25 protein-coding genes and 1 pseudogene are annotated in these 19,641 nt (G+C 59.5%); 12 read left to right on the forward strand and 14 right to left on the reverse strand.

The genetic code is table 11. From position 1 onward, the window contains the following. The first annotated feature begins 74 nt into the window (after positions 1-74). The 3 genes from AAEZ09_RS15900 to AAEZ09_RS15910 all read left to right on the forward strand — a co-directional run bounded on the left by AAEZ09_RS15900 (position 75) and on the right by AAEZ09_RS15910 (position 1,824). Complete coding sequence (locus tag AAEZ09_RS15900) at positions 75-737, forward strand: LysE family translocator (RefSeq protein ID WP_350600002.1); 663 nt, start codon at positions 75-77, stop codon at positions 735-737. Between the two features lie 68 nt (positions 738-805). Then, entirely contained in the window at positions 806-1,294 is a 489-nt protein-coding gene (locus AAEZ09_RS15905; RefSeq protein ID WP_350600003.1) for a GyrI-like domain-containing protein, read from the forward strand. Positions 1,295-1,335: 41 nt separating this feature from the next. Next, positions 1,336-1,824 carry a GNAT family N-acetyltransferase gene (locus tag AAEZ09_RS15910; protein WP_205892670.1) on the forward strand — a complete coding sequence of 163 codons (489 nt, stop codon included), beginning with the start codon at positions 1,336-1,338 and terminating at the stop codon, positions 1,822-1,824. 160 nt (positions 1,825-1,984) lie between these two features. On the opposite strand, the gene AAEZ09_RS15915 is transcribed toward AAEZ09_RS15910, so the two are convergent. Together AAEZ09_RS15915 and AAEZ09_RS15920 are read right to left on the reverse strand one after the other, a co-directional pair. Then, positions 1,985-2,590, reverse strand: a complete 606-nt coding sequence (locus AAEZ09_RS15915; protein WP_045060727.1) for a pyridoxamine 5'-phosphate oxidase family protein — start codon at positions 2,588-2,590, stop codon at positions 1,985-1,987. Next, entirely contained in the window at positions 2,574-3,086 is a 513-nt protein-coding gene (locus AAEZ09_RS15920) for a GNAT family N-acetyltransferase (protein WP_045060728.1), read from the reverse strand. The genes AAEZ09_RS15915 and AAEZ09_RS15920 overlap by 17 nt, the downstream gene beginning before the upstream one ends. Before the next feature lie 141 nt (positions 3,087-3,227). Here AAEZ09_RS15920 and AAEZ09_RS15925 point away from each other — a divergent pair, with 141 nt between their 5' ends. The 4 genes from AAEZ09_RS15925 to AAEZ09_RS15940 all read left to right on the forward strand — a co-directional run bounded on the left by AAEZ09_RS15925 (position 3,228) and on the right by AAEZ09_RS15940 (position 5,830). Continuing rightward, positions 3,228-3,653, forward strand: coding sequence for a YybH family protein (locus tag AAEZ09_RS15925; protein WP_045060729.1), 426 nt, complete (start codon positions 3,228-3,230; stop codon positions 3,651-3,653). Between the two features lie 79 nt (positions 3,654-3,732). Continuing rightward, positions 3,733-4,077 carry a YciI family protein gene (locus AAEZ09_RS15930; protein ID WP_045060730.1) on the forward strand — a complete coding sequence of 115 codons (345 nt, stop codon included), beginning with the start codon at positions 3,733-3,735 and terminating at the stop codon, positions 4,075-4,077. A gap of 26 nt (positions 4,078-4,103) precedes the next feature. Then, positions 4,104-4,595: an SRPBCC family protein gene (locus tag AAEZ09_RS15935; RefSeq protein ID WP_205892668.1), complete on the forward strand. Its 492-nt coding sequence runs from the start codon at positions 4,104-4,106 to the stop codon at positions 4,593-4,595. Further along, a complete protein-coding gene (locus AAEZ09_RS15940; protein WP_350600004.1) occupies positions 4,595-5,830 on the forward strand; it encodes an RNA polymerase sigma factor in 1,236 nt (411 codons plus the stop codon). Before AAEZ09_RS15935 ends, AAEZ09_RS15940 begins: the two co-directional genes overlap by 1 nt. Before the next feature lie 98 nt (positions 5,831-5,928). Here the strand turns inward: AAEZ09_RS15940 and AAEZ09_RS15945 are convergent, their stop codons facing one another. Next, positions 5,929-6,783: a LysR family transcriptional regulator gene (locus tag AAEZ09_RS15945; RefSeq protein WP_045060733.1), complete on the reverse strand. Its 855-nt coding sequence runs from the start codon at positions 6,781-6,783 to the stop codon at positions 5,929-5,931. Between the two features lie 89 nt (positions 6,784-6,872). Between AAEZ09_RS15945 and AAEZ09_RS15950 the strand changes: the two genes are divergently transcribed. After that, a complete protein-coding gene (locus AAEZ09_RS15950; protein WP_350600005.1) occupies positions 6,873-7,310 on the forward strand; it encodes a multidrug/biocide efflux PACE transporter in 438 nt (145 codons plus the stop codon). 125 nt (positions 7,311-7,435) lie between these two features. On the opposite strand, the gene AAEZ09_RS15955 is transcribed toward AAEZ09_RS15950, so the two are convergent. Both AAEZ09_RS15955 and AAEZ09_RS15960 read right to left on the reverse strand, forming a co-directional pair. Next, positions 7,436-9,052: an inorganic phosphate transporter gene (locus tag AAEZ09_RS15955; protein WP_350600006.1), complete on the reverse strand. Its 1,617-nt coding sequence runs from the start codon at positions 9,050-9,052 to the stop codon at positions 7,436-7,438. Positions 9,053-9,159: 107 nt separating this feature from the next. Beyond that, entirely contained in the window at positions 9,160-10,182 is a 1,023-nt protein-coding gene (locus AAEZ09_RS15960) for a transporter (RefSeq protein ID WP_045060736.1), read from the reverse strand. 855 nt (positions 10,183-11,037) lie between these two features. Here AAEZ09_RS15960 and AAEZ09_RS29485 point away from each other — a divergent pair. Both AAEZ09_RS29485 and AAEZ09_RS29490 read left to right on the forward strand, forming a co-directional pair. Then, a pseudogene (locus AAEZ09_RS29485) lies at positions 11,038-11,148 on the forward strand (hypothetical protein); the annotation flags it as partial. A 228-nt stretch (positions 11,149-11,376) separates the two neighbouring features. Beyond that, a complete protein-coding gene (locus AAEZ09_RS29490; RefSeq protein ID WP_442963632.1) occupies positions 11,377-12,081 on the forward strand; it encodes a methyl-accepting chemotaxis protein in 705 nt (234 codons plus the stop codon). Positions 12,082-12,142: 61 nt separating this feature from the next. Here the strand turns inward: AAEZ09_RS29490 and AAEZ09_RS15970 are convergent, their stop codons facing one another. Together AAEZ09_RS15970 and AAEZ09_RS15975 are read right to left on the reverse strand one after the other, a co-directional pair. Continuing rightward, a complete protein-coding gene (locus AAEZ09_RS15970; RefSeq protein WP_045060738.1) occupies positions 12,143-12,451 on the reverse strand; it encodes a PepSY domain-containing protein in 309 nt (102 codons plus the stop codon). A gap of 143 nt (positions 12,452-12,594) precedes the next feature. Next, entirely contained in the window at positions 12,595-13,722 is a 1,128-nt protein-coding gene (locus tag AAEZ09_RS15975) for a glycerophosphodiester phosphodiesterase (protein ID WP_350600008.1), read from the reverse strand. A gap of 217 nt (positions 13,723-13,939) precedes the next feature. On the opposite strand from AAEZ09_RS15975, the gene AAEZ09_RS15980 reads away from it, so the two are divergent. Then, entirely contained in the window at positions 13,940-14,266 is a 327-nt protein-coding gene (locus AAEZ09_RS15980) for a DUF2025 family protein (RefSeq protein WP_045060740.1), read from the forward strand. Positions 14,267-14,301: 35 nt separating this feature from the next. Here the strand turns inward: AAEZ09_RS15980 and AAEZ09_RS15985 are convergent, their stop codons facing one another. Together AAEZ09_RS15985 and AAEZ09_RS15990 are read right to left on the reverse strand one after the other, a co-directional pair. After that, positions 14,302-14,841: a DUF1003 domain-containing protein gene (locus AAEZ09_RS15985; protein ID WP_045060741.1), complete on the reverse strand. Its 540-nt coding sequence runs from the start codon at positions 14,839-14,841 to the stop codon at positions 14,302-14,304. 125 nt (positions 14,842-14,966) lie between these two features. Then, a complete protein-coding gene (locus AAEZ09_RS15990) occupies positions 14,967-15,578 on the reverse strand; it encodes a TetR/AcrR family transcriptional regulator (protein ID WP_205892660.1) in 612 nt (203 codons plus the stop codon). 213 nt (positions 15,579-15,791) lie between these two features. Between AAEZ09_RS15990 and AAEZ09_RS15995 the strand changes: the two genes are divergently transcribed. Next, a complete protein-coding gene (locus AAEZ09_RS15995; protein ID WP_350600009.1) occupies positions 15,792-16,844 on the forward strand; it encodes an MBL fold metallo-hydrolase in 1,053 nt (350 codons plus the stop codon). A gap of 141 nt (positions 16,845-16,985) precedes the next feature. Here the strand turns inward: AAEZ09_RS15995 and AAEZ09_RS16000 are convergent, their stop codons facing one another. From AAEZ09_RS16000 to AAEZ09_RS16020, 5 genes are all read right to left on the reverse strand, one after another. Further along, positions 16,986-17,306: a helix-turn-helix domain-containing protein gene (locus AAEZ09_RS16000; protein WP_350600010.1), complete on the reverse strand. Its 321-nt coding sequence runs from the start codon at positions 17,304-17,306 to the stop codon at positions 16,986-16,988. Continuing rightward, positions 17,299-17,490: a type II toxin-antitoxin system RelE/ParE family toxin gene (locus AAEZ09_RS16005; protein ID WP_502947582.1), complete on the reverse strand. Its 192-nt coding sequence runs from the start codon at positions 17,488-17,490 to the stop codon at positions 17,299-17,301. Before AAEZ09_RS16005 ends, AAEZ09_RS16000 begins: the two co-directional genes overlap by 8 nt. Before the next feature lie 43 nt (positions 17,491-17,533). Continuing rightward, positions 17,534-17,851: a helix-turn-helix domain-containing protein gene (locus AAEZ09_RS16010; protein WP_045060746.1), complete on the reverse strand. Its 318-nt coding sequence runs from the start codon at positions 17,849-17,851 to the stop codon at positions 17,534-17,536. A 205-nt stretch (positions 17,852-18,056) separates the two neighbouring features. After that, positions 18,057-19,040 carry a hypothetical protein gene (locus tag AAEZ09_RS16015; RefSeq protein WP_350600011.1) on the reverse strand — a complete coding sequence of 328 codons (984 nt, stop codon included), beginning with the start codon at positions 19,038-19,040 and terminating at the stop codon, positions 18,057-18,059. A gap of 114 nt (positions 19,041-19,154) precedes the next feature. Beyond that, a complete protein-coding gene (locus tag AAEZ09_RS16020; protein ID WP_082069214.1) occupies positions 19,155-19,634 on the reverse strand; it encodes a YbaK/prolyl-tRNA synthetase associated domain-containing protein in 480 nt (159 codons plus the stop codon). Between the last annotated feature and the right edge of the window lie 7 nt (positions 19,635-19,641).

Below are 19,641 nucleotides of genomic sequence, written 5' to 3' on the forward strand. Positions count from 1 at the left end.
GGCGGAATGTAAGGGCAGCTGTGGCAAACTGTCCAGCGGCTTTGTAAACAAAATTTTCCGAAGGAAACCGTTCGATGGAATTCACCAGTGGCTTCTTGCTGAGCCTTTCGCTGTGCCTGGACATTGGCGTGGCCAACATCGCGATGATCACCCTGGCGATGCAGCGCGGCTATTTTCAAGGGTTTGCCCTGGGCCTGGGAACCTGCGTCGGCGACCTGATCTACGCCGTGCTGGCACTGGCTGGCATGACCGTTTTGCTGCAGTACGAGACCGTGCGCTGGGTGTTGTGGATCGGCGGCTCGGCGCTGCTGATGTACTTTGCGGCGAAGATGATCTATTCGGCCATTCACCACGAAGCGGTGCTGGCACAAGCGGCCGAGGTGGGGCAGAACTCCCATCGCAAGGAGTTCTTGCGCGGGATCTTCCTGGCCATGTCGTCGCCCAGTGCCATCCTCTGGTTTGCCGCAGTAGGCGGCACCCTGATCGCGCGTTCGGGTGCCGGTGGCCCGCTCGGGTCGGCGTTGTTCCTGGGGGGCTTCTTCTGCGCCGGGCTGCTGTGGAGTGGTGGCCTGTGCTTCGCGGCGAGCCATGGCGGCAAACTGTTGGGCGATAAGTTGCTGCGTTACTCCTACATGGCATCTGCAGCGATCTTCTGCTATTTCGCGGTGTATGTGATTCTATCGGGCTACAACGAGTTTATCGGCGGCGGCGCGGTCGAGCAGTTGCACGCGCTGTGATTTGGCGAATCGGGTTTGGCTTCTATACTCCCAGCCGAACCCACTTTTTACCTTCCAGGAGTCGAGTCATGGACGAGCAAAAAACCGTGGAAATAACTGAACCTCGCTTCGAGCATGGGCACTTCCTGTTGATCGCAGGGCTTGGCGGGCGGTTCACCCAGGACACTACGGCTGGCATCCCCGATCTCTGGGAAAAATTCATCCCCGAGATTGGCAACATTCCGGGTCAGAAGGGCGAAGTGACCTACGGCATCTGCTGCAATCCCGATGGCAAGGGCGGCTTCGAGTACATTGCCGGCGTCGAGATCAGCAAGCTCGATGATTTGCCCGAGAAATACCGCTGGGTCGAGGTTCAGCCCCAGCAATACGCAGTATTCGAGCACAAAGGTTCGCTGGACAGATTGCCCCAGACGTTCCAGTACATCTGGAAAGCCTGGTTGCCAGGTTCCGGGCGCGAGGCGGCGGATGCGCCGGAATTCGAACGCTACAGTGCCGACTTCAACCCGACACTGAACACCGGTTCGCTGGAAATCTGGCTGCCACTCAAGCCGCAATAATCTATTATCTGCAGCCCTTTCATCGCCGAAATCGAGTTGTCATGACCCCTGTTATCCGCCTCGTCACGCCTGCTGACCTGGACCGCTGCTACGCCATTGAAACCCTCGCCTACGAGGGCGATGAGGCCGCGACCCGGGAAAAGATTGCGACCCGCATTGCCACCTGGCCTGAGGGTTTCATCGTCGCCGAGGTGGATGGCGTGGTCGCCGGTTTCATCAATTCCGGTGCGGCGTTTGAAGTGCAGATGTCGGACGAGGCCTTCAAGGAACTGATCGGCCACGATCCGGCAGGGCCTAACGTGGTGATCATGTCGGTGGTGGTGCACCCGGATTATCAGGGGCAGGGCCTGGCGAAAATGTTGCTGGGCGAGTTCATCGAAAGGATGCGCGGGCTGGGCAAGGCGAGCATTCACCTGATGTGCAAGGAGCGGCATATCCCGCTGTACGCCGGTTTCGGGTTTGCCTACATCAAGCCATCGGCGTCGGACCATGGCGGAATGGCGTGGCATGAGATGACCCTGACCCTGTAGGAGCTGCCGAAGGCTGCGATCTTTTGACCCTGATCTTCGGTCCCCCCCGTAGGAGCTGCCGCAGGCTGCGATCTTTTGATCTTGATCTTTAAAAACAAGATCAAAAGATCGTCCGATCGCGGCCCGAGCCTTCGGCAGCTCCTACGGGGGGATGTTTGAGTCAGTAAAGACTGTCCTTGACCCGCGCCGGCGCTTCCCGGTCATACGATTCGGCATCAAACGCCCCATCATTCAACCGCTTGTGAAACGCCCCGGCCGTCGGCAGTGCCGAGCGATCCAGGTATTTGTCCGGGTTCCACAGGTCCGAGCGCACTATCGCCTTCGAGCAATGGAAATACGCCGCGTCCACGGTCACCAGCATCACCGTGCGCGCCGGCTTGCCGTTGACCGCAAAACTCTCCAGCAACTGCGGTTCGGCGCTGATTTGCGCCGTGCCGTTAACGCGCAATGTCTCGCCGATCCCCGGGATGATGAACAGCAGCGACACCCTTGAATCCAGCACCACATTGCGCAGCGTGTCGATGCGATTATTGCCGGGGCGGTCGGGGATGGCCAGGGTCTGCGAATCGATGATGCGCACAAAACCGGGCGTATCGCCCCGCGGCGAGCCATCCATGCCGTCGGGGCCTACCGAGCTGATGATCACCAGCGGCGAAGCGCGGACCATCGCCTGGTAGTCCTCGTTGAGGAAGGGAATCTGCTTGCGCACGGCGCGATCGTGGGGAAGGCCGTACAGCGCCTCCAGTTCTTCAATGCTGTTGAGCATGACCAGACTCCTCGAAAACCAGGCCCATTCGCCGTTCATAGCCGATCCGGCCCCGATAGGCTTCGCCGCTGTCGACCCAGCCAAACCGGGCATACAGCGCGATCGCCGCGGTGTTGTCCGCATCCACCGACAGTTCCAGCCCCCTGATTTGCGGCCAGGCCTGGCGCGCAACCTGGGGCAGGGCCTGCAGGCACGCCTTGCCGTAACCCTTGCCTTGCGCCCGTTGATCGACCTGCAAGGCATGCAAGGTGGCGCTGTGTTCATTGGCCCAGGCAGGCAGGACCGGCGGGCGTTTGAGCAGCAGAAAGGCGACGGGAACACCTTCGACCAGCAGGGCAAATCCCTTCACTCCCGGGCCTGGCTTGGACAGCAGGGAGTGCAGCGCGCCGTGGATATCGCCGCTGAACCTGATCTGCTGCGGATGAACTTCAATGGCCTCGACCTGCTGGCGCTGGAGCGTCGTCAGGGTTTCATAAGGCACGAGTTGAGCTGTCACTGGAGAGTCCTTGTTCCATCACAAATGATTTCCGGATTCTAGCGATTTTGCGCGCAGGGTTTATTTTTATTTGGACTGTCGATTTGGCATTCCACCGGACGACTAAGGGTGTCTTCACAACAACAACCACGGAGCACGCTCATGACTGCTACCACCGAAATCCAGACCCTGATCGACACCTACCGCCAGGCAGTGATCGGCAAGGATGTGGAGAAAATCATGGCCCTGTATGCCGATGACGTCGTCTCCTACGATGCGGTCAAGGCCCTGCAATTTCGCGGCAAGGCCGCCTACCGCGCGCATTGGCTGGCGTGCATGGAGATGTGCCCGGGGCCGCACACCTTCGACTTTGATCACGTCAACATCGTCGCCGACGAGCACATTGCCTTCGCCCACTGGCTGGCCCATTGCGGCGGCACTAACGAGAAGGGCGAGACCCAGGCCTGCTGGATGCGTGTCACCGCCTGCTACCGTCGCGACGCGGGGCAATGGCGCATCGTGCATGAACACTGGTCGGCACCGTTCGACATGGCCAGCGGCGCGATGCTGTTCGATTTGCAGCCCTGATGCGTGGGCTGGTCGTCGGGAAAGGGCGCCTGGGCGCCAAACTGAGCCATAGTTGATCCGTTCGATCCGGGAGTGCGCCATGAAGTATTTATGCCTGGTCTACAGCAACGAGCGTGAACTGCATTCGCTGCCAGAGAGCCCCAAAGACGAAGAGTGCATGGCCTATGCCGAGTCGATCCAGGGCAGCGGCCGGATGATCGCGGCCGAGGCGCTGGAGTCGGTGCAGACCGCCACCACCGTGCGCATGCGCAACGGCAAGGTGTCGATCACCGACGGCCCGTTTGCCGAAACCAAGGAGCAGTTGGCCGGCTTCTATCTGATCGATGCACGGGACCTTAATGAAGCCTTGCAGGTCGCCGGAAATATCCCGGCGGCCCGGGTCGGCTGTGTCGAGGTGCGCCCCGTTCGCCAGTTGAATCCCTGAATAACAATCACAACAGGAGATCCTTCATGAGTCCGCATGCCCTTCAACAAAAACCTGCGGCTTTCGAGTTGTCCATCAGCCGCCTGATCGATGCCCCGCGGCGCAAGATTTTCCGCGCCTGGACCGAGCCGGCCTTGCTCACCCAGTGGTGGGGACCCCACGGCATGACCACGCCCGAATGCGAAATGGACCTGTGGGTGGGCGGGCAATTTCGTACCCTGATGCGCGCCCCGGACGGTGCCGAATACCCGACCCAGGGGGTGTTTCTGGAAATCGTCGCGCCCGAGCGGCTGGTGTTTACCGACGCGTTTATCCCCGGCTGGATCCCTTCGGGCAAACCTTTCATGTCGGCTCAGGTGACGCTGGAGGAACGTGATGGCAAGACGCTGTACACGGCGCGGGCGATGCATTGGTCGGAAGAAGACCGCCAGGCGCACGAGTCCATGGGCTTTCACGATGGTTGGGGGCAGAGCCTGGATCGACTGGTCACGCTGGTGACCGAAGGCATGCCGGACTGATGCCTGGCGCCGCCGTCAGCGCTCGGGTCGAGCAGGTTTACCGGGAAGACTCGCGGCGAATCCTGGCGACACTGATTCGCCTGCTCGGGGATTTCGACCTGGCTGAAGAGGCGCTGCACGAAGCGTTCTTCGTCGCGGTCGAGCGCTGGCAACGGGACGGCGTGCCGGATAATCCACGGACCTGGCTGGTGTCTACCGGACGCTTCAAGGCTATTGATGTGTTGCGTCGGCGTGCCCGGTTCAACGCCTCTCGCCCCCTGTTGATCGCGCAGCTGGAAGAACTGGAGCAGGCGCACTGGAGTGGCGAGGAAGTGGAAGACGATCGCCTGCGGCTGATTTTCACCTGCTGTCACCCGGCACTCGCCGCCGACGCGCAGGTGCCGCTGACGCTGCGGGAAGTCTGCGACCTGACCACGGAAGAAATTGCCCGGGCGTTCCTCGTGGCTCCCGCCACCATTGCCCAGCGAATCGTGCGGGCCAAGGCGAAGATCCGTGACGCGAAAATCCCCTACCAGGTGCCGACCCTGACGGAATTGCCCGAGCGCCTCGACAGCGTGTTGCGGGTGATTTACCTGGTGTTCAACGAAGGCTACTCGGCGTCTGTCGGTGATGAGTTGACCCGCGAGGATCTGACTCGCGAAGCCATTCGCCTGGGCCGTCTGTTGATGGAACTGCTGCCCGAGCCGGAAGTGATGGGGCTGCTGGCGCTGATGCTGCTGCATGAATCCCGCCGGCCGGCACGAACTTCTGCTGACGGCGAGTTGATTGTGCTGGACGAGCAGGATCGCGGGCTGTGGGATGCCGGGCTGATCGCCGAAGGCTGCGGCTTGATCGAGCGCGCCTTGGCCGGCGGACGGTTTGGTCCTTACTGCCTGCAAGCGGCGATTGCGGCGGTGCACGCCGAGGCGGCAACTGCGGCGGATACGGATTGGCCACAGATCGTGGGTTTGTACGACGTGTTGCTGCGGGCGGTGCCGTCGCCCGTGGTCGAGCTGAATCGTGCGGCGGCGCTGGCACAACGGGATGGGCCATTGGTGGGGTTGACGCAAATCGACGGGATTCTGCAGCGCGGTGAACTGCTGGATTACCACTTGGCGCATTCGGCCCGCGCCGAGTTTTGCCGGCAGTTGGGCCGGGTAGAGGAGGCTCGGGCGGCGTATTTACGGGCGCTGGAATTGACCCGGCAGGTGCCGGAACGGCGGTTTCTGCAGGAGCGGTTGCGGGGGTTGGATTAGCAAAAGATCGTCCGATCGCGGCCCGAGCCTTCGGCAGCTCCTACATTTTGAAATGCGATCCCCCTGTAGCAGCTGCCGAAGGCTGCGATCTTTTGCTCTCATTCCAACATCTTGCCCAACAACCAACTCCCCGCCGGCCCCGGCGGATGCAGCCGCGACCACAGCGCATCAACAAACAGCGGTTTCGGCCAGCCGCGCACCTTCAATTCCACCAGCTCTCCCGCACCAAATCGTCCCACCAGCCAGCGCGGCAATGGCGCCCAGCCGAACCCGCCCTGGGCCATTTCCAGCAGCATCAGGTAGCTGGGCGCCGACCACACTCGGCCCTTGGCCCGGCTTTCATACGGATTGACGATGGTCGCCAGACGCAGTTCACGATGCTGCTGCAGCAGGTCCTGATCGATAGGGCTGAGCTGCGCCAGCGGATGTTTGCGCGAGACAAACAGGGCAATTTCCGTTTGCTCCTCGACCGTCGAACTGACCAGGTCCGGTGGGTAGCTGTCTTGCTTCTCGGCAAACGCCACATGCGCCCGACCGCGCTGGACCAGTGCCACCAGGTCATCGCACTCGGCAATCAGGCACTCCAGCTCCAGATCCGGGTAACGCTGCTCAAATGCCCTCAACGCCGCCTCGAACCGGTCGGACTGGTAGGTATCGGAGATCGCCACGGTGAGCTTTGCCTCAACTCCTTGTGACAGCTGACTGGCGGTCATTTCCAGGCGACTGGTGGCCGCCAGGATCTCTTCGGCCCGTTGCAGCATCACATGCCCGGCTGGTGTCAGGCCGGGTTTGCGGCTGCTGCGATCGAACAAGGTCAGGTTGAGGTCGATTTCCAGGCTGGCCACGGCAGCGCTGATGGTCGACTGGCTGCGCCCAAGCTTGCGCGCCGCTGCGGAAAACGAGCCTTGAGTGGCTGCCTGGACAAACGCCAGCAACACTTCGTGGGAGGGCATGAGCTATCGCCTTGATCGATGGTTATTGGTTATGAAGTATCGGGGTGGTGGTGGATCATGGCAACCACAGTCACTCAAGGAGTCAGGTCATGAGCACCGACAAATCCATTACAGAACGTGTAGTCCAGGCGGTAGGTTTTGAACTGCTGGCCATTGTCATCTGTACGCCGTTGCTGGCGTGGGTCATGGATAAGCCGATGCTCGACATGGGCGTCGTCACGATGGCCATCGCGGCCCTGGCGCTGGCCTGGAACGTGCTGTTCAACGGCATGTTTGACCGTTTACTGACACGACTTGCGATCGTGCGTACAGCCTGGGTTCGGGTGGTGCATGCGCTGCTGTTCGAAGGCGGGCTGGTGGCGCTTGGCGTGCCGTTGATTGCCTGGTGGCTGGATATCAGCCTGTGGCAGGCTTTTGTCCTGGACATCGGCGTGCTGCTGTTCTTCCTGCCGTACACCTACGTTTATCACTGGGTGTATGACGTGATTCGCGAGCGTGTGCTGCTGCGTCGGGCGTGCCAAGCCTGACACGCCCCTTGTAGGCGCTGCCGAAGGCTGCGATCTTTTGATCTTGTCTTTAAAATCAAAAGATCGCAGCCTTCGGCAGCTCCTACGGGTTGTGCGCGGCATCAGATACGGGTTATGCCGCGGCCTCAAAACAGTTTTGTGAACAACCAATACAAACTTCCCGACAACAAAATCGCCGCCGGTAACGTCAGCACCCACGCCATCAACAAATTGCGGATAGTCTTCATCTGCAACCCGCCACCATTGGCGACCATGGTCCCGGCCACCCCCGAGGACAGCACATGGGTGGTCGACACCGGCAGTCCAAATATATCCGCCGCGCCTATGGTCAGCATCGCCACGGTTTCTGCCGAGGCGCCCTGGGCGTAGGTCAGGTGCGTCTTGCCGATCTTCTCGCCAACGGTCACCACGATGCGCTTCCAGCCGACCATGGTCCCCAGCCCCAACGCGATGGCCACGGCGATTTTCACCCACAGCGGAATAAAGCGCGTGGCGTTGTCGATCTGTTGCTTGAACAACTGCAGCTTGCCGGAGGTGTCGGCGTCAAAATTGCCCACCTTGTTCTTGTCCATCAGGCGAATGGTTTCGCTGGTCAGGTACATGTCGTTTCGCACATTACCCATGGCCTCCGCCGGGACTTTCGACAGCGAGCCGTAGCCCTTCACCTCGTTGCCAATGTTGCCAGTCAGGGCGGCGAGGGCGGGGATCAATTGCGGCGTCACTTCCTTGCTGCGTACGTAATCGGACAGGATCGGCCGCGGGTCTGCCGGGGCTGGCTGCGGCGAGCTGCGTACCAGGGCTTGCTGGGTCACCTCCGCTACGGCGGCAAATTGCAGGGCCTGGTCCGCCGGCATGGTGCGGTTCAACGCATAGGCCATGGGCAGCGTACCCACCAGAATCAACATGATCAGGCCCATGCCTTTCTGCCCGTCATTGGAGCCGTGGGCAAAGGACACGCCGGTGCAGGTCAGGATCAACAGGCCGCGAATCCACCAGGGCGGTGGCGTGTTGCCTTGCGGCGCTTTGTACAGCGAACGATTCTTCACGAAGGCGCGCAACGCCAGCAGCAACAGGGCGGCAAAACCGAAACCGACCAGGGGCGAAAGCAGCAGCGCATAACCGATCTTGGTCGCCTGCGCCCAGTCCACGCCGCTGGTGCCGTCGCGCCCGTGCATCAGTGCATTGGCCACACCGACACCGATGATCGAGCCGATCAGCGTGTGCGAAGAAGACGCCGGCAACCCCAGCCACCAGGTGCCGAGGTTCCACAGGATCGCGGCGATCAGCAGGGCGAAGATCATCGCGAAGCCGGCCGAAGAACCCACCTGCAGAATCAGCTCCACGGGCAGCAGGGCGATGATGCCGAACGCCACCGCGCCGCTGGATAACAGTACCCCCAGAAAGTTAAAAAAGCCGGACCAGGCCACGGCGAAATTCGGTGGCAGCGAATTGGTGTAGATCACCGTAGCCACCGCGTTGGCGGTGTCGTGGAAACCGTTGACGAACTCGAAACCCAAAGCGATCAGCAGCGCGACGCCGAGCAGCAGAAACGGGGTCCAGGTGGTGACCACGGTGCCCAGTTCCTGCATGTCATGCATCAGGCTGTAGGCGGTGAACAACAGCCCGCTGGCCAGCACGCCGAAGAAAATCACCAGGGTGAACAGGCCGGGTTTTTTATCGAACTGCGCTCTGGCGCTACCAGCGGAAGCCGGGGCTTTGGCGCTGTAGGAGGGAGTAGCCATGACGGGGACAATCCTGAGGGGGAGGAGTGTCGCCCATGATCGTTGCTAAATGTTACAGGGAGCCTGCTTCAGGTCAGGGTTATGGGTTTTTGCGGGCGCCGTTGATCTTAATAATCCTGCCGCTTGCGAAAAGCCCAGCGCCCGGCAATCACGGTGAAGGTGGCCACCAGCGCCACCAGAATCCAGAATCCCTGCGGATCTCCTGCCAGCGGCACCCCTCCCACGTTCATGCCAAAAAAACCGGCAATGATGTTGATCGGCAGTGCCAGCACCGTCACCACGGTCAGGGTGAACAACGTGCGGTTGCTTTGCTCGTTGAGATTGGCGGCGATTTCTTCCTGCAACAATTTGATGCGCTCACCCAGCGCGGTCAGGTCGTTAATAATCAACGCGAACTCCTCCGTGGACTTGCGCAACTCCTTCACGTCTTCCTTCTGCAACCACTGCGGCGGTCGATTTAGCAAGCGCAGCAATGAACCCGGCTCCAGTGCCAGCAAGCGCTGCAAACGCACCAGCACCCGACGGTTGGCGCCCAGTTCGGCGCGGTTGGTCGACAGTCGCGAGGACAGCAGTTCGTCTTCAATCTGATCAACGCTCAGGCTGGTGCGCCGCACGATCTGGGTCAGCACTTCACCTTGATCGCGTAGCAGATGCACGAGTAACTCCAGGGGCGAACGAAAGCGCTCACCGGCTTTGACCGACGAGCGCAGCTTGTCCACCGAGTGCAAGGGTTGCAGGCGCGCGCTGATGATCAGCCGGCTGCGGGCGCAGACCCACAGCGTCGACACATCGGAGGACACCATGCTGCTGAGGTTGAATACCACGTCGTTGACCACCGCCAGCAGCGCTGAATCCACATGCTCGATGCGCGTTGATCGCGAGCCTTCGTGAAGGGCTTCGAAAAACTCATCGGGCAATTCCAGATGGCTTTTCATCCAGCGCTCGCAGGCGGCGTGTGCCAGGTTCAGGTGCAGCCAGAGGAATTCTTCGCTGTCCTGGGGCTGCTGCAGGCACTGCAGCGCCTGGGCCGAATCGATCTCTCGGCCAGGCTCGCCGGGCCGAAAACTGAAACCGTACAGTAGACCGAACAGGTCCTGGTCGCGATGGCTGTGATCGATGCTGTGGTTCATGAGCTCTCGCTGCGGGAGGCGAATGTTGCAAAGTTTTACAGGAACACTTAAGCCGCAGCATGGCGCTGAATTATTACCATTTTATGACGTTTTGATGATGGATGATTCTCGTGCGCCATTGGTCTAAATCGCTAAAGAAAGGCTCTGGCGCGCCGATGACGGGTAGCTGGTTCTATTGCGATGAAGGTCGTGGACCTGCGTCGCCGACAGGGATGTCCGGACATCTTGCACGCCTGCCTGGCGTGTCTTATCCCTGCCATGAGATACCACTCGATGTTTTTGCAAAAATCCCTGAGAGCACAAATCCTCGCTTTGTTGAGCGGCAGCCTGCTGGCGATGTTGCTGATCGCGCTGTCCTGCTTTCACTTCTTGTCTGGCGGCGTTCAGAGCTACGCCAATCTCATCGAAGGTCCTTTGCACACTTCGCAGTTGATCGACGAAGCCAACCTGCAATTCAAGGTGCAGGTACAGGAATGGAAAAACGTCCTGCTGCGTGGCAAGCAACCGGCTGAACTGGCCAAGTACTGGAAGCAGTTCGAGGACCGCCAGCACGACGTGCAGAATATTCTCGGTGAACTGGCCGGGCAGAAGGGCATCGAACCGCAACTGAAGACGCGCATCGAACGTCTGCGCGATGAGCATCGCCAGCTGGGCGCCGCTTACCAGACGGGACGCGATGCCTATGTGGCGGCGGGTGCTGATCCGACGGTGGGGGACGCCGCGGTCAAAGGTGTCGACCGTGCCGCCAGCGAGCAGATGAGCGAACTGGTCAGCGAGCTGCGTAAGCAGGGCACTGAGCAGTCGACAGTGATCAGCGCCACTGCCGATCGCACCGTGTTGCTGGGCCTCGTGGTGATGCTGGTCTCGGGTCTGTTGATCGGCCTGTTGAGCCTGTGGCTGGTCAACCGCAACCTGGTTGAGCCGATCCGCAAATTGATCGACTACGTGGCGCAACTCAGCCAGGGGCGTTTTGCCGAACGAGTGGCCAGCACCCGTCAGGATGAGTTGGGCAAGCTCGCCGTTGCGGCCAATACCCTGCGCGACTTTCTCGCCGATACGTTTAGTCGTCTGCAGCGCAGTGCGTCGGACCTGGACAGCGCCAGCGGCGAGTTGAAGTCGATCGCGAGCCTCATGGCCGGTGGCACCAATGAACAGTTCAACCGCACTGATCAGGTGGCGACGGCGATGAACGAAATGTCCGCTACCGCCCAGGAAGTTGCGCGTCACGCAGCCGACGCAGCACGTGCTGCCGACGACGCCGACCAGTCAGCCCAGCAGGGCGAAAAAGTCATGCAGGGCACCATTCAGACCATCACCTTGATGCGTGGTGAAATTGCCAATACCGCGACGGTCATTCGCCAGCTGGAAACCGACAGCGGGCGTATCGGCAAGGTTCTGGAAGTGATTCGCGGCATCGCCGAGCAGACTAACCTGCTGGCGCTCAACGCCGCGATCGAAGCCGCACGGGCTGGCGAAGCAGGACGCGGTTTTGCCGTGGTGGCCGATGAAGTTCGCAGCCTGGCCCAGCGCACGGCGGCGTCGATTATCGAAATCAACCAGATCATACAGACGGTGCAAACCGGTGCGGTGGATGCGGCTCATGCAATCGAGAGTGGCCAGTCCCGCAGTGAGGAAAGCGTTGCGCAAGTTACCCAGGCTGGCGCCATGCTTGAACGTATCACCCTGGCGGTGGAAGCGATCCGCGACATGAATCGCCAGATTGCTACGGCTGCCGAAGAGCAGACCTCAGTGGCCGAGGACATTTCGCGGAACCTGACCGAGATCACCAGCATTGCCAGCACCAATCTGGATAACGTGCAGCGTACTGAAGCGGCCAGCCACAACCTGCACGGTTTGTCCGGGCAGTTGAATGAAGTGACGGCGCGCCTGAGTGCGTAGTTTTTTCGGAACAGCAAAAAGCCGCACGATCGTGAAATCGTGCGGCTTTTGGTTTGGTTAATCAGTCGTCTTGTTTGTTCTTCAGAACTTCGCCGGTCGCAGCGTTCAAGTCGACGTCCCACTCAACGCCTTTGGCGTCTTTGAGTTCGACTTCGTACTCGTAGCCGTTGAAGTGGTTATCCAGGTCGCTATCGGTGATGGTGGCGCCTGGGTGCAGTTTCATCACGATCTGGTTCAGTTCTTCCAGTGGCTTGATCTTTTTGTCCTTGACCAGTTGCGGGATCTGATCCATCGGAACATCGTCAGCCTGGGCCAGGCCAGCGGTGAGGGTCAGAGCAGCAGCAGTAAAGAGAGCAGTCAAAGTTTTCATTAGGTTCTTTCCTTGGATGAGCTGTTTAAGTGGAACCAGATTAACTGTGGCAACTTAATTCAGGCTTAATTCCCCTGTTTTTGCAGAAGCAAGACTTGTGTGGGAGCAAGGCTTGCCCGCGACGCAGTCACCTCGGTCCCAACTCAATACCCATTATTCTGCAACAACTGCCCAACACTCGCCGCCGCTGGACGCTTGTAGAACTTCAGCAGCTCACTGGCGCGGTTGGTGAAGATGCCATCAACCCCCGCATCCGTGACCTTCTGATAATCCACCGCATCGTCGATCGTGTAGACGTGCACCAGCAATCCCTGATCGTGGGTGTACTGGTTCATCCACGGTTGCACCAGATCGGAGTAGCTCTGGTCACCGCCCTTGGTCAGCGCCGCAGAAGGGCCGGTGCCGATGGCGCCGGCAGATTTAGCGTACTCGACCCATTGCTGGAATTCGGCTTTGCTCTTGGGTTCCTGTTTGGCGTAGTAGGTGGCTTTGTCCTTGTCGCCGGATTCAGCGAAGGTCACCTTGGACTTCGGCTCGATGCTGCCCGGGCCGACCCACAGCAACAAGATCTTCGGCACCTGGGGCATTTCCTTTTCCAGCAGTTCCAGGCTGCTCTTCTCGAACGTCTGCAGCACCACCTTGCCTTTGCCCTGGCCGACGGCCAGTGGGCTCTTTGCCAGCTTTGAACCAGCGGGGCTCAGCCAGCCGCGGTCCTGGAGCTTGTCCTTCAAATCACGTTCCAGCCCTGGAAACTGCTTCGGTTCCTTGGTCTCGATGTACAGGCCCGGCTTGTGCAACGGATTGCCCTGGGCGATATCGATGATTTCGTCGAGGGTCAGGATCTGCAGGCCGACGAATGAGGAGCGAGCGCGGTCCGGGTAGGCCTTGTTGAACCAGCTGCCGGCGTCGAGAGTTTTCAGCTCGGCGAGGGTGAAGGCGTTGGCCGGGCTATCCTTGCGCTCGGGAAACTTGCTGGCTACGTCGGTGGTGCGTTGCAGGTTGTCGTCGTGCAGGGCGAAGAGTACGCCGTCTTTGCTGCGCTGCAGGTCCAGCTCGAGATAATCGGCGCCCAGGTCGCGGGCCAGCTTGTAGGCGGCGGCGGTGGATTCTGGTGCATCGAATGACGCGCCGCGGTGCGCAATCACCGCAGGGTGCGGTATACCCATGCGGGTAGCCAGCGCCTTAGGGCTTGGCTCGCTGGCGGCCTGTGCCTGGCCGAGACCGAGCAGCACGCTCAGCAGCAGAGCGCTTTGGGTGAAGGTGACAGCCATGGTCGAGGTCCTTTCGCAGTTTTCAAAGACGTCCCTTTTAACAACTGAGCGCCGACAGCGCTATCGCCAGACCGACATAAACCTGTTTAAAGCCATTCTTTTCAGCGCATTTGTGCGCTTCTTTGCAGTACTCTTGGCCACGGCAGTTTCCCCGGCAGAGGGAAACCCGTGCACCCGCCTTGCGTGTAAACCATCGATCACTTGTTGTGAGGTTTATATGCGCATCACTTCCCAGCTCATCTGCCAGGCCGCCGACCAGCTCAAGGGTTTCGTCGGCCTCAACCGCAAAACCGGCCAATACATCGTACGTTTCAGCGAAGATTCCTTCGGCATGGACGTGGCGGATGACGGCATTATTCCTGTGAGTGAGTTCGTCTGGTCGCCTGGGCCGGGGGAGGGCATGACGCTCAACCGGGAGTCGATTCAGTTATTGCTGGATCAGAACATCGATGACCGGATCAACGTCACCGAACCGTTGCGGGTGTACATGAACCGCAGGGAAGTGCCGGAGATTTTGGCGCAGCGCAGTCTTGTGCAGGGGTGAGGCGTTCCGACGAAGTGGCCCGACCAGGCGCCACATCAATTGTTAGTTGGCGGGTGCTCGAGCACAAGGTGCTGGTGCATTTGCGAAGTCAGGTTCTCGATGCGCTCGGTCAGCGCTTTTGTCATCTCGGTCAGGCGAGTGTTCTGTTCCAGCAATTCCAATAACTGCGCGGAGTTGTGCGCCGCCTGTGCCTGGCGCTCGGTGTTGGCCACCGCCAGTGCTTCGCGGTGCTGGGCGTCGGCATCCGACTGGGCTTTGTCCCGTGCTGCCTGGCGAGTCTGGGCCAATAGAATCAAGGGTGCGGCGTAGGCTGACTGCAGGCTGAACGCGAGGTTGAGCAGGATGAACGGATAAAGATCGAAGTGCGCCACGCCAAATACATTGAGGCACACCCACAGCACTACGATCAGCGTCTGTGCGCCGAGAAAGGTCGGGGTACCGAAGAACCGCGCGAATGCCTCGGCGCGCAGGGCGAACTTGTCGTTGCCAAAGGTCGGGGCGAGGTGAGCATGACGGCGGTGGAACCGCAGGTGATCGACAGGGGCCGCGGGTTTGGAATCAGTCGTCGTGGTCATGGTGCTCTCTGCGGGTCGTTAGGACAGAGGCACACTATAGCGCTGGCGCCGGTTTCATTCTGAAACACATCGCGAAGTTTCATGCAGCGTCAGCGAAACGTTGACCAGCGGTCAGACCTTGTCATTTATGCCAGCTGATAACAGGCCAGGAACATGTCCAGGGCCGAATCCACCACCTGGTCCTGCATCGCGGCCTCAAGGCTCGGCAAACCCAGGGAGATCTGTGGCCAGAACGCGAATGACTTGAGCATGCCTTGTATCTGATGCGCGGCGAAGGCCGGGTCGACCGGCTTCAGGCGACCATCCGCCTGTGCTGCACGAATCCACACCGTCAGGCCTCCCTCGCGCTCGTTCATGCGCGCAACCATGTCCTGACCGCGCTCGGGGGAATGGAGGGTGGCAGCAATGGCGACGCGCGCCAGGTTTAGAAAATTCTCATCCCCCAGCGTGTGCATCTTTGCCATCAGCAACTGGCGCATCTGGCCGCGCAGGGGCTCGTCGGGCTGGTACGCCACATCCTGTTCGGCAGTGACCCGGGCCCACAGCTGATTGAGGATCTCGGCAAACAATTCCTCTTTGCTCGGGAAGTGGTTGTACACCGTGCGCTTTGACACGTCCGCCGTCGCGGCAATCTTGTCCATGCTGGTGATGTCGAAACCGTTGGCGCGGAATTCGGCAATGGCAGCCTGGATGATGGCTTCGCGTTTTCGATCGGTCAGGCGCTTTGGAGCTGTCATAAGTACGCTTCGGCAGGAAGAGAGAAGAATTACACTCAGCAGTTTACTTGTGATCGGCTTTGATGCAACCTTGAAACTACACCGTGCAGTGTAATGTTGTGTTAATCCTGCGCTGGTAAAAAATAGATCTCTGGCTGATGCGTGCATGCTTGGCCATTCATCCCGGTTCACCGAGCCAACACGCAATCGTTTGCGCTCGTTCTGGAGTTTTTTATGGCCATCTCTGATTCAGACACGGTTCGCGAACCTGAATCTTCCCGTCAGGTCGAAGGGCTCTTTCGCAACCATGCCCCCGTCCAGCGCGAAGGCCTGCGCAAGATGCTGCGCATCATGTGGAACATGATCTTCCACAAACCGCGCAACACCCGCCCAGCCGCCGCGGTGCCGGTGCAGCCGCTGACCCGCGAGGCGCTGATCGCTGCACCCAATCACAGCGTCTACCGCCTTGGCCACTCGACCGTATTGCTGAAAATGCGCGACAAATTCTGGATTACTGATCCGGTGTTCGCCGAACGCGCATCGCCCGTGCAATGGGCCGGGCCCAAGCGCTTTCATCAACCGCCGATCAGCCTCGAAGCACTGCCGCCGATCGAAGCGGTGATCCTCTCCCACGATCATTACGATCACCTGGACTATCAGGCCGTGCTCCGGCTCGCGAGCAAGGCCAACTATTTCCTGGCCCCGCTGGGCGTGGGTGACACACTGATCAAGTGGGGAGTCGATGCCAGCAAGGTGCGACAACTGGACTGGTGGCAAGGTACCGAGGTCGACGGCATCCAGTTCATCGCCACGCCGTCGCAACATTTTTCCGGCCGTGGCCTGTTCGATGGCAACAGTACGCTATGGGCTTCATGGGTGATCATCGACGCCGATACGCGGATCTTTTTCAGCGGCGACAGTGGGTACTTCGATGGCTTCAAGCGCATCGGTGAGCAGCACGGCCCGTTCGACCTGACGCTGATGGAAACCGGCGCCTACAACGTCGAGTGGCCGCATGTGCACATGCAGCCTGAGCAAACCCTGCAGGCGCACATCGACCTCAAAGGGCGCTGGCTGCTGCCGATCCACAACGGTACTTTCGACTTGTCGATGCATGCCTGGTACGAACCGTTCGACCGCATCATGGCATTGGCCTGGGAGCGCAGTGTTTCGATAACCACCCCGCAGATGGGGGAGGCGTTTAACCTGAAGCAACCTTCCCGCGGGGAAGCCTGGTGGTACGAAGTCGAGCAGCCGGTTTACCAGAATCAACAAAGCCCGGGGTAAAAGCTACGGCTTGAAGTGAGGATTCGTACGTGATTTGAGGAACGGTGATGATTGCAGTTCTGGTCCGTCTGGGCCGGCTGGCGAATCAGTGAGTTCTGTCACTGACCCTCCGTCATCGTACGGTTGGTGAATGTGTAGTCTTCAGGCGAATACCACTTCAATTCGGCCCTCTTTCCTTGAATTGGGGGCTGACTTGATAACGATCTGCACATCTCGCCCGAGTAATAACAGGCAGTCCATCATTTTGGACTCGCTGATGCCACGAAACTTTCCTCGCAGCATTTCCGAAAGCCTAGGCTGAGTCAGCCCTAGAATTTCGGCCGCTTGAATTTGGGTCAAATGCCGGGCCTTGATGATCTCGCCAATCTTCGCCGCCAACTGGGATTTGACCTGCATTTCACTGGCTTCGGGTGTCCCGAGGTCTTCGTAAACGTTGCCGCTGCTTTTTTCAATTTCAATCATTCTTCGATCCTTTTGCGTGAGCCTGCGCCGCCTGGAGTCTCGTTCTGATTAATTCGACGTCGCTCTGCGCCGTTTTAATTCCCGTAGATGACTTTTTTTGAAAGCAGTGCAGTACGTAGATGGCATTGCCAAATCTCACCGTGTAGACCGCACGAGCCCACAGGAGCGACTTCCTTGTGCTCATATAAAAATATACCTATATTGGGATATTCGTCAATGCTGATCGCTCACTCAACCATCGCATAATCCGCCCGACCCACTGGATTGGGCGTCGACCCGCGCACATTCATTCCCCGACCCGGAGCAAAACCCGGGAAGAACGCCAACCCTTCCGACTCAAACCGATAGGCCAACGCCAGCCGCGTGACATCCAGCACCGGCTGCTGATTCTCGAATCGTTGAATGGCCTCCACCGACACCCCGGACTCCCGGGACAACTCTTCGATACTCCAATCCAGCATGGCCCGGGCCTGGGCGCAGTGGGCGGGGGTGAATTGGAAAAGGGCGATGCGTTCCAGGGTGATTTTGATCGCTTGAGAGGCCATGGTGTTCTCCGGGCTCGAGAGTGCTGTTTTTGATCTACTGTGTTTTTGTACAGTTGTTTTGCGCCCGGATCAAATTCATTTTTCGTTTTTTACACTTTCGGCTCATTCGGCCAGACGAACGGCGGACACCCCGAGAAGCAACAGAACCCGCAAAGATTATTGCTTCCCGATCGCCCCTGCGGAGCGCCAGCTTCGACAAGACTGATTACTTCTCAGCCAGCCCCGGCGCTTCCCGAATAATGAAGTGGTCCAGGTTCTCGATGTTCGCAGTGAAAACCCCGAACGTCTGCTCGGGGTTTTTCTTGCTCGGTACCTGCTTCAATTCCGGCGTCACCCCGTAGAAAAAACAAAACAGCTCTTTATCGCTGTCGATCGCGTGCTTGATCTCTTGCAGAAATACTTTGCGCTTGCGGTAGTTCTCGATCAATTTCTTGCTCAGGTAAACGTTGACCGAATAGGGCTTCTTCTTCGCCTCGTCCGCTTGCTTGAACCAGACCTTCTGTTCGAAATCGATGCGAAAGCTCTGGGTGTAATCCTTGATCTCCTTGATCTTGCCCCAGTAGATCAAGCCCTGATTGTCCTGCAGGTATTCGACCTTCTTGAAGAACGAGCCATAAGGCGCGGTGTGCTCGCCAATCTTGAGCGGAGTGCGCTTGAGCAGTTCCTTGTCGCCGAAGTTAGAGACAAAACACTCCACCGGGTGCGCGAAGACCGTGGTCTTGTCCGGTGCCGAATCGTTGGTTGGGTGTTCGCCATGGTCAGCGGCCGAAGGTGCTTTCGCAGCGTCGCGCACTGCATCCGGAGCCAACGCCGGGCTCGGCGGTTTACGCACGTACTGCCGCCGAGTGAGTAACAGCTCGGATGGGAAATGTTCCTCCCGACTGTCATCTCCTTCCACCCCGTCTACCCCTGGCGCCGCCGACTTGAGACTGACGTAAGGGCAATCTGCGACATGGCGGGTGCCGGGTGTGTTCTTGAAATGCGGGGTGCGAACGTAGTTCACGTTTTTGGCGTTGAACGTCGTCAACACATTCGCCGCATCAAATGCCGCCCGGCAAGCGTCGTTCGGGCACTGGAAGTGTTCCTTGGCGGAATCGAACGCCATCATCTCGTCGAAATTCAAATCGCGCACGTCATAGATCGACAGCTTGGTGTCGAGGCTGAGGCAGTAGGCGAGGTCGAATTTCATGGTGGGCTCAGGTCCTTGCAGGCGAGCTTGCTCGCAATGGTTGCTAACGATAACGCATAACACCTGACACCTTGCGGCGTTCTCGGCTTTCGTCGCAACCCTGCCCACCGGTGTTCAACCCTGGCGGATATCCACCAACCGGGGTTTGGCAATCGACAGGTAATCCTGCGTATCGAGCACCATTGATGCATCCAGCCGACCGGCGTTGAAGGCGATTTCGCCGTAGCCCGTGGTCAGGGACGGGTCGACGATCAACTGAATCCGCTCATCGAAGGTAAACGGAGGGATGGCGCCGATCCTGCACCCGGTCAGTTGCATGGCCGTTTGCGCGTTGACCAGCTCGGCTTTTTTTCCGCCCAGGGCCGCGCCGACTTTCTTCATATCGAGCCTCTGATCCCCTGGCAGTATCACCAAGGCATAGGGTTCGGCCTGACCCTTTAGCGCGCAGAGCATGGCTTTGGCGCCTTGGCCGGGTTCGGTGCCACGCAGTTCGGCGACCCGCGCCGACTGCCCCTCGGCATCGTGCATCAACACCCGATAGGTGGCGGCGTGGGCATCGAGTAGCGCCACCAGGCGATCAAACATGTTCTGCATGGGCTTT

The sequence above is a fragment of the Pseudomonas sp. 65/3-MNA-CIBAN-0223 genome (assembly GCF_040310425.1).
Lineage (GTDB): Bacteria > Pseudomonadota > Gammaproteobacteria > Pseudomonadales > Pseudomonadaceae > Aquipseudomonas > Aquipseudomonas gregormendelii.